Raw genomic sequence first — 9192 nt, 5'->3', positions numbered from 1 at the left:
CACAGACTTCGCAGCCGCACCTTGGTGAAGCCCTGGGTTCCCGCCTTCGCGGGAACGACGGATCGAAGATTTCGCCGCGCCGGCGGGAACGACGGATCGAGGGTTTTCGCCGCGCCTCCCCCACCGTCATCCCCGCGAAGGCGGAGATCCAGAGACTTCAGCGCGACGCATCGCCTGCCTGCACGAACTGCGCGTCCGCACGAACGGCTCACGCACCAGCGCACCCGACCGCTTTGCCGATTCGGTAACGCCCGATGATGCACCCGCACAATCGCAACGCGCGCACACGCGGCCAGCAACGCCACGCCAGGCAACGACCGTTGTTTGCGACCGTCGCCACCGCGCACCGCCGCGCGCGCGAAGGTTCAACGCACTCGACACACTCCGCAAAGTTGCGCGCGCGTTAAACGGCACTGCGTCGAAGTACCGCGCGCACACGCCGCGCTAACGTCGGTTCATGCGCGTTCGCCGTATCGCGAACGCGCGCCGCCGCCGCCGCATAACGCGACGACGGCGATGCAGCCAAGCTCAGGGGGCTCACCGCCGCAGTCAGCGCCGCCGCGCTGCGCCACGCTGCGCGATCGCTCGATCGCGCAAGCGCCGGACATCGATCGCGATGTCCGCGCGCAGCGTGCGCGCGCGATGCGCACAACCGCGAACGCTGAGGTTGCCGACACTGCCGTCGCCCCGCCGCGATTCCAGGGAATCCACCGTCATCAGGAGCCAGCCGATCATGCCGCACGCCCCTCTCAGCCATGCGATCCGCCGCGCGCTGCTCGCCGCCGCCGTCGTCGGCCTCGCGCCGGTCGCCGCACAGGCGCAAGCGCAGGACAGCGCCGCCGCGCCGACGACCACGCTCGACCGGATCGAAGTCACCGGCTCCAACATCAGCCGCGGCGACATGGAAACCGCGTCGCCGGTGCAGGTGGTCACGCGCCAGGAGATCGACCGCAGCGGCAAGGCCACGCTGGCCGAATACCTGCAGACCCTGACCGTGGACGGCGCCGGCTCGGTACCGCGCACCTACGGCACCGGCTTCGCCTCCGGCGGCACCGGCGTGTCGCTGCGCGGCCTCGGCGCGGGCTCCACGTTGGTGCTGCTCAACGGCCGGCGCATGGCGCCGTACGGCCTGGCCGACGACGGCCAGAAAGTCTTCGCCGACCTCAGCGTCATCCCGATGGACGCGGTCGAGCGGGTCGAAGTGCTCAAGGACGGCGCCTCGGCGATCTATGGCTCCGACGCCATCGCCGGCGTGGTCAACATCATCCTGCGCAAGGAATTCAAGGGCGTGTCGGTGCGCAGCAGCTACGGCGTGTCCGGCTACGGCGACGGCCAGCAGGCCAAGGCCTCGGCGACCTTCGGCTTCGGCGATATCCAGCAGGATCGCTACAACGTCTACTTCAACATCGAAGGCGGACAGACCGACGAGATCCGCGTCGCCGACCGCCGCGACCGCAAGTGGATCGGCACCGGCGACGCGCGCCGCTGGGGCTACAGCCAGACCAAGCGCTTCATGGGCGGCTACATCCTCGGCGCCGACGCCACCGGCTCGCCGGTCGGCAACGTCAAGAACCCGACCACCGGCCAGTACGTTTCGCTGCCGGGCTGCGCGCAGCTGTCGGCGGTGACGCCGCAGGATCCCGGCGGCGGTTGCCTGTGGCAATCGGGCCAGTTCAACAGCCTGGCGCCGGAAGAGAAGTACGTGAACCTGTTCGGCCGCGGCACCTTCGCGCTGTCGGACAATTTCGAGGCTTATGTCGAAGCCGGCTACTCGCGCAAGAAGAGCACCTTCCACAACACGCCGTCGTTCGTGTCCGGCGCCTGGGGCTATCCCGGCGGCCCGGTCAACGGCGACTCCGGCGACAGCGCCGTGGTGCTGGGCCCGAACCATCCCGACAACCCGTTCCCGGGCCAGTCGGTGAACCTGCGCTACGCCGCGTTCGACGTCGGCCCGCGCACCATCCGCACCGACAGCGAATTCAGCCGCATCCTCGCCGGGGTCAAGGGCACGCTCGGCGGCTGGGACGTGGACGCGGCCTATCTGCATTCGCAGAACGACCTGACCAACACCCGCGACAACTTCCTGCGCTACAGCGCGGTGCGCGACGCGCTCACCAACGGCACCGGCCCCGGCGGCTGGTGGCGCATCGGCCAGAACGCCAACCTCAACACCAAGGCGCTGTACGACTACATCTCGCCGACCATCCACGCCGACGGCAAGACCACGCTGGATCTGTTCGACGCCAAGGCCTCGCGCTCGCTGGCCGACCTCAAGGGCGGCTCGCTCGGCCTGGCCTTCGGCGCGGAGTGGCGCCGGCAGAAGGCCGAACTCGATCCGCAGACTTACACCGACGTCGGCGACATCATCGGCCTGGGCTACTCGGCCTACCGCGGCACCCAGGAAGTGGCCGCGGCCTACGCCGAACTGGTGGCGCCGGTGCTGGAGAGCCTGGAGCTGTCCGGCGCGGTGCGTTACGACAAGTACAAGGGCGGCGACGACGCGACCACGCCGAAGGTCGGCATCAAGTGGAAGCCGATCGAGCAGCTGGCGTTGCGCGCGACCTACGCCGAAGGCTTCCGCGCGCCGAACCCGGCCGAATCGGGCAAGGGCGGCCTGGCCGCGTTCACCGCCGCCGCCGATCCGGTGCGCTGCCCCGGCGGCAATCCGGCGCCGGGCGCGAGCGTGCGCGACTGCGACATCCAGATCGCGGTGATCACCAGCCCGAATCCCGACCTCAAGCCCGAGGAATCCAAGAGCTACACCCTGGGCCTGGTGTTCGAGCCGACCGCCAACACCACGGTCACCCTCGACGGCTGGGAGATCAAGCGCACCAACGAGATCAACGTCGAGTCCACCTCCGCCGCGGTCGCCGCCGGGCGCACCGTGCGCAGCGACAACAACCTGCCGGGCGTGCCCAACTCCGGCACCTTGCTGGCCGCGCAGGCCGCCTACGTCAACTCGGCCTCGACCACGGTGCGCGGCGTCGACCTGGACGCGCGCCAGCGCTTCGACCTGGGCAGCGCCGGCAGGCTCAACCTCGACCTGCAGTGGAGCCACATCAGCAAGTTCGAGCGCGAGGAAGAGGACGGCACCGTGTTCGAATACGCCGGCACCCACGGCAACTGCGACGTCACCAACTGCATCGGCACGCCCAAGGACAAGATCAACCTCGGCGCGACCTGGGAATACGGCAACCTCTCGCTCAGCGGCGTGGTGAACTACATCTCGCGCTTCAAGAACATCACCGCGCAAGGCAATCCCTGCGCCAGCCGCTACGCCGACGGTTCGCCGGCGCCGGGCGGCGGCTGCCGGATCCCGTCGTTCACCACCTTCGACCTGTCCGGTCGCTGGCGCGCGGTCGACGGCATCGAGGTGTTCGGCTCGATCCAGAACCTCACCGACAAGATCGCGCCGCTCGATCCGCTGACCTATGGCGCGATCAACTACAACCCGATGCATTCCAGCGGCGCGATCGGCCGCTACTTCACCGTGGGGGTCAAGTACGACTTCCAGTAAGGCGATCTGCGCTGCGCGGCCCCGGCCCGGCCGGGACCGCGGCGCCCTCCCCATCCGGCCCACCCTCCAGTAAGCCGCTCTCCAGCCTCAGGGCTGTTTCCGGCCCGTCCCGCCCCGCGGGACGGGCCTTTTCTTGTCCGCGGCGGCGGTTTCTGCGACGCGGTTCATACGGCCGCCCACCCGCGCTTCACCCGCCTTCACCCATCGTCCAATAGCCGGCGATGCGGGGTGCGGACGTAAGATCGTTCCGAGTGCGTCCATCGTTCCCGAATCGTCCTCGTCCCGTCGTCCGCGGCGCCCCGCTCTGCACTGCCTACAGGCCGCCCCCATGCCCACCTTGCTGATCGCCGACGACCATCCGCTGTTCCGGGAAGCCCTGCGCGGCGCGGTCGCGCGGGTGCTGCCCGAGGCGGCCCTGCGCGAGGCCGACAGCGTCGATGCGCTGTACGCCCTGGTCGAGGCCGAATCCGACGCCGACCTGCTGCTGCTGGATCTCAACATGCCCGGCGCGCAGGGTTTCAGCGCGCTGGTGCACCTGCGCGCGCTGCATCCGCAGCTGCCGATCGTGGTGGTGTCCGCGCGCGAGGAGCCGTCGACCATGCGCCGCGCGCTCGATCACGGCGCGGTCGGCTTCATTCCCAAATCCGCCGACGCCGCGACCCTGGGCGAGGCCATCACCAGCGTGCTCGACGGCGACCGCTGGGCGCCGCCGGCCGCGATCGCCGCGCCGGCGGCGAATGCCGACGAACACGAGGCCGCGCAGCGCCTGCGCGATCTGACCCCGCAGCAGTTCCGGGTGTTGCAGATGCTCGGCGCGGGCCTGCTCAACAAGCAGATCGGTTATGAGTTGGGCGTGTCGGAAGCCACGGTCAAGGCGCACGTGACCGCGATCCTGCGCAAGCTCGGCGCCAACAACCGCACCCAGGCGGTGCTGATCGCCGGGCGGCTGGCGCTGGATCCGGGGGCGATCGTGCCGCCGCCGGAAGAGGCCGACTGAGCGCGGCGGCGGCAATCGATCGGAACACGCTGCCAGGCCGCCGGCCGATCCACACCCAAGCGGCGTAGATCGCGCCGGCGAGCGCCGGCCGTGCGTTGGGCTGCGCGACGATCGCAGCGGGGTGAGTGGACGCCGGCGCTTGAGGTCCCTGCGGTCGATTCGTCGCGATCCGTCGCAACGCGAAGTGGCCAGGCATCCGGGCGTTATGGTGTCGGCGATGGCGGCCGATCTCAAGCCGAAAAGCGCACCGCATCGCGCTTGGTTCAGCGGAAAAAATTAACGATTCAGGCTCGCGCGCGGGAAGCCGCGCTGGAGCGGCGCGCGCTGCGCGGCGTGTCCGCGCGGGCCCCGGTCTCGTTCATCCTTTCGCACGCAGCGACACGCCGATGCGCGGCCGTTTGCGCGCGCTGCGCATGGCCCGCGTCGCGCTCGCGATCGCCTGCGCGCAAGCGCCGCCGTCGTCTCACGCCGCCGGCCGCTGCGCCGCCAGGAACGCGCGCAGCGACGCCGGCTTGATCGGCTTGGTCAGCACCCGGCAGCCGCGGTCGCGCGCGGCGTGCTTGAGCGCGTCGCTGCCGTCGCCGGTCAGCAGCGCCGCCGGCAGTTCGCGGCCGAGGCGTTCGCGCACCGCGTCGATGGTGGCCAGGCCGTCGAGGCGGTCGTGCAGGTGGTAGTCGACCAGGGCCACGTCGGGCGCTTCGCCGAGCAGCGCCAGCGCGTCGTCGACGGTGGCCGCGAGCAGCGCGCTGGCGCCCCAGCGGTCGAGCAGGGCGCGCATGCCGTCGAGGATTTCGCGGTCGTTGTCGATGCACAGCACGCGCAGGCCGGCGAGCGAATCGGCCAGGCCCGGCTGCGCGGTCTCGGCCGCCGCCGCTTCGCGCGGCACCCGCCCGCACGGCACGCTGATCGAGAACACGCTGCCGCGGCCGATGTGCGAGCGCACCCGCAGCGGGTGGTCGAGGGTGCGGGCGATGCGCTGGCAGATCGACAGGCCCAGGCCGAGGCCGCGCTCGCCGCCGCTGCCGGGTTGGTCGAAGCGGCGGAACTCGTCGAAGATCTGTTCCAGGTGATGCTCGGGAATGCCGGGGCCGGTGTCCCACACCTGCAGTTCGACCCGGCCCGTCTGCGCCGGGCCGCGCCCGGGGCGCAGGCGCGCGGCCATCAGCACGCCGCCCTCGCGGGTGTAGCGCAGCGCGTTGGCGAGGAAGTTCTGCAGCGCGCGGCGCAGCAGGCGGCGGTCGCTGCGCACCGGCATCGCGCCCAGCGGCGCGCGCACGCGCAGCGACAGGCCGCGGCCGGCGGCGCTGGGCGCGTACTGCGCGGCCAGTTCGCGCAGCAGTTCGCCGGCGTCGAAATCGCTGGGCTCCGGGCGCAGCGCGCCGGCGTCCAGGCGCGAGATGTCGAGCAGGCCGTCGAGCAGGTCTTCGGCCGCGCGCAGCGAGGCGTCGACGCGCTCGGCCAGGCGCCGCTGTTCGTCGGGGCTGTCGCTCTCGCGCAGGGCCGCGGTGAACAGGCGCGCGGCGTTGAGCGGCTGCAGCACGTCGTGGCTCACCGCGGCGAGGAAGCGGGTCTTGGATTGCTGCGCCGATTCGGCTTCCTGGGTGCGCTGCTCGACCCGCTGTTCGAGGTTCTCGTTGGCCTCGCGCAGCGCCTGTTCGACCCGCTTGTAGTCGGTGACGTCGCTGTAGCTGGTGACGTAGCCACCGCCGATCAGCGGCCGGCCGACCATTTCGATCACCTGCCCGTTCGGGCGCACGCGTTCGAACACGTGCGGCGCGCCGGCGCGCAGATGCGCCAGGCGCCGGCGCACCAGCTCGTCGATGCTGGCCTCGTCGAGCCGGCCCGGGCCCATCTCGCCGCGCTCGGCGTTCCAGCGCAGCAGGTCGGCGACCGGGCGGCCGACGTAGAGCATGCCGTCGGGGTAATCGAACAGTTCCTGATAGCGCCGGTTCCACGCCACCAGCCGCATCTGCGGATCGACCACGCTGACGCCCTGGCTGATGTTCTCCATCGTGGTCGACAGCACCTGCCGGTTGAAGCGCAGCTCCTGGTTGGCTTCGTCGAGCAGCGCGACCACCTCGCCCAGTTCCATGCCCGAGCCGCGCAGCGCGCTGGTCAGGGTCAAACGCGCCGAGGCCGCGCCGATGGCCGCGGCGAGCAAGCGTTCGGTGAATTGCGCCAGGGCGCGGTCGGCGGGCAATTCGGGTTGCCATTCGCGGCCTTGCTGGCGCGCGTACTCCTCGAACGCGCGGCGCGCGTGGCGTTCGCCGACGATGCGCTCGGCCAGCGCCAGCAGTTCGCCGCCGCGCACGCTGCCGGCCCAGCCGCCCGGGCCCAGCGCCGGGCGGCGCACGTAGGGGTCGAGGAACGGCGCGGCCAGCAACTGCTCCTGCAGGCGCGGGCGCTGGCGCGCGGACACGAACAGGAACGCGCCGACGTTGAACAGCAGCGACCAGAACGTGCCGTGGGTCAGCGGCTCCCAGCCGACCAGGCCGAACAATTGCTCCGGGCGCAGCCAGGCGATGTCGAGCGGGCCGCTGGCGAGCCAGTGCTGGTCGATCCAGCCGATCCGGCTCAGCGCCGGCAGCAGCAGGGTGTAGCTCCACACCACGGTGCCGGCGAACAGGCCGGCCAGCGCGCCGGCGCGGCTGGCGCCGCGCCAGTACAGGCCGCCGATCAGCGCCGGCGCGAACTGCGCGACCGCGGCGAAGGCGAGCAGGCCATGCTGGGCCAGTCCGTTGGCGCCGAGCGAGGCGCGGTGGTAACCGTAGGCCATCAGCGCCAGCAGCACGATGGTGACCCGGCGCACCCACAGCACCTGGCGGTCGATGCCGGGGCTCTGGTGCGGCGCGCCTTCGTGCAGCACGCCGCTGCGCAGCAACAGCGGCATCACCAGGTCGTTGCTGACCATGGTCGACAGCGCCACCGACGACACGATGACCATGCCGGTGGCGGCGGAGAACCCGCCGATGTAGACCATCAGCGCCAGCGCCTGTCGGTCCAGCTGCAGCGGCAGCGCCAGCACGTAGGTGTCCGGCGACACGCCGGTGCCGCCGAGCACGGCCTGGCCGGTGAGGGTGATCGGCACCACCAGCAGGCTGATCAGCGCCAGATAGCCGCCGAACAGCCAGCGCGCGGAACGCAGGTCGTTGGGGTCCTGGCATTCGACCACGGCGACGTGGAACTGGCGCGGCAGGCAGACGATGGCGGTGAACGCCAGCAGGGTCTGGGTGACGAAGCCGTCGGGCAGGCCGGGCCGCAGCACCACGCGCGCGGCCTGTTCCATGCGCTCGCCGTAATGGCCCAGGCCCGGCAGGTGGATCAGCGCGAACACGCCGATGGCGACGAAGGCGATCAGCTTGACCAGCGATTCCAGCGCCACCGCCAGGACCATGCCGTGGTGGTGCTCGGTGGCGTCGACGCGGCGGGTGCCGAACAGGATCGCGAACACCGCCAGCATCATCGCCACGTAGAACGCCGGGTCGGCGAGCAGGCCGGCGTCGGCGGGCACGCCGGCCAGCACTTGCACGCTCATCGCCACCGCCTTGAACTGCAGCGCGACGTAGGGCACCGCGGCGGTCAGCGCGACCGCGGCGACCAGCGCGGCCAGCCCCGGCGCGCGGCCGTAGCGCGAGGACAGGAAGTCGGCGATGGAGACGATGCGGTGCTCGCCGGAGATCAGCACCAGGCGTTCGAGGATGCGCCAGCCGAACGCCAGCATCAGCAGCGGGCCGAGGTAGATCGGCAGGAAGCCCAGGCCGGTGCGCGCGGCGGTGCCGACCGCGCCGTAGAAGGTCCACGACGAGCAGTACACCGCCAGCGCCAGCGAATACACGGCGGTGCGCAGCCAGCGCGCGCGCGGCGAGCGCTCGCGCTGGTCGCCGTAGTAGGCGACCGCGAACAGCAGGCCGACGTAGCCGGCCGAGACCAGCAGCAGGATCCAGCCGGGGATCAAGGGCGCGGGTGCGGGGTGGTTGGGGTCGGTCGAGTGTACGGGGTCGGCGGCGGGGGCGGGTTGCGGGTGGGGTGCGACTTTGGGCGGGGTGCTCAGCTGCGGTGCGCCGGGACGCGACGATCGGGGTGGCTACGGGTATGAGGTGGAATTTCGGCGGCCGAGCGAAAAGCGTCGGGCCTGAAGACCCTCCCACAGGAGCCGCCGTTCTTGCCAGGACGTCATCCCCGCGAAGGCGGGGATCCAGAGACTTCAGAGCCCTGCCTCGGTGAAGCCCTGGATCCCCGCTTTCGCGGGGATGACGGCACAGAGCGGGCGCGGTGGCTGCCTGACCGTTGTCGATGACCCTGCACACGTCGCACGCGAATCCCAAACCCCAACGCCACCGCCCCGCGCATTGCTGTCCTGCCGCAACGCGCACCCCTTCACCCGCAACGCCCTGAACGCGCTCCACCCGCGCCACAGTCGCGCTGAGCGGCCTATCAAGGTTCCGCCACGCACCGCTGCGCGTGCGCCGCGGACTCCACCGCGATCACGGTTTGCCCCGATGGCATTTGCCAAGGTCGCCCGCGCACGGCCGAGCCTCGCCGTGCGCCACCTCAACCGTCTCCGGCGCAGCACTCGCCACGCCCGTCCGCCGCTCGCGCGGCGCGTCGGCGCGCGCCTGTGCGCCGCATCGCTTCGTGTCGCGTTCGCGCCGCTTTATCCCAGGAGGGACCAGCGTAT

The 9192-nt window shown here is 71.3% G+C and carries 4 protein-coding genes; 2 read left to right on the top strand and 2 right to left on the bottom strand.

The window, feature by feature from the left end; translation table 11 throughout:
* Positions 1 to 549 precede the first annotated feature (549 nt).
* Complete coding sequence (locus A7A76_RS18150; RefSeq protein WP_074871096.1) at positions 550 to 735, bottom strand: hypothetical protein; 186 nt, start codon at positions 733 to 735, stop codon at positions 550 to 552.
* Between A7A76_RS18150 and A7A76_RS18145 the strand changes: the two genes are divergently transcribed.
* Positions 734 to 3517: a TonB-dependent receptor gene (locus A7A76_RS18145; protein WP_206412520.1), complete on the top strand. Its 2784-nt coding sequence runs from the start codon at positions 734 to 736 to the stop codon at positions 3515 to 3517. The two genes, A7A76_RS18150 and A7A76_RS18145, sit on opposite strands and share 2 nt — an antisense overlap.
* Positions 3518 to 3845: 328 nt before the next feature.
* A complete protein-coding gene (locus tag A7A76_RS18140) occupies positions 3846 to 4514 on the top strand; it encodes a response regulator transcription factor (protein ID WP_206412519.1) in 669 nt (222 codons plus the stop codon).
* 463 nt (positions 4515 to 4977) lie between these two features.
* Here A7A76_RS18140 and A7A76_RS18135 read toward each other — a convergent pair whose 3' ends face one another.
* Positions 4978 to 8469, bottom strand: a complete 3492-nt coding sequence (locus A7A76_RS18135; RefSeq protein WP_206412518.1) for a PAS domain-containing hybrid sensor histidine kinase/response regulator — start codon at positions 8467 to 8469, stop codon at positions 4978 to 4980.
* Positions 8470 to 9192: the final 723 nt, after the last annotated feature.

This window comes from Lysobacter enzymogenes (genome assembly GCF_017168095.1).
Classification (GTDB): domain Bacteria; phylum Pseudomonadota; class Gammaproteobacteria; order Xanthomonadales; family Xanthomonadaceae; genus Lysobacter; species Lysobacter enzymogenes_D.
This window is presented reverse-complemented; position numbering and strand designations above follow the sequence as displayed.

Excerpts from the sequence above, each read along its gene's own strand:
- A7A76_RS18145 (WP_206412520.1), top strand. The coding sequence starts at position 734 with ATGCCGCACGCCCCTCTCAGCCATGCGATCCGCCGCGCGCTGCTCGCC.
- A7A76_RS18150 (WP_074871096.1), bottom strand. The coding sequence starts at position 735 with ATGATCGGCTGGCTCCTGATGACGGTGGATTCCCTGGAATCGCGGCGG.
- A7A76_RS18140 (WP_206412519.1), top strand. The coding sequence starts at position 3,846 with ATGCCCACCTTGCTGATCGCCGACGACCATCCGCTGTTCCGGGAAGCC.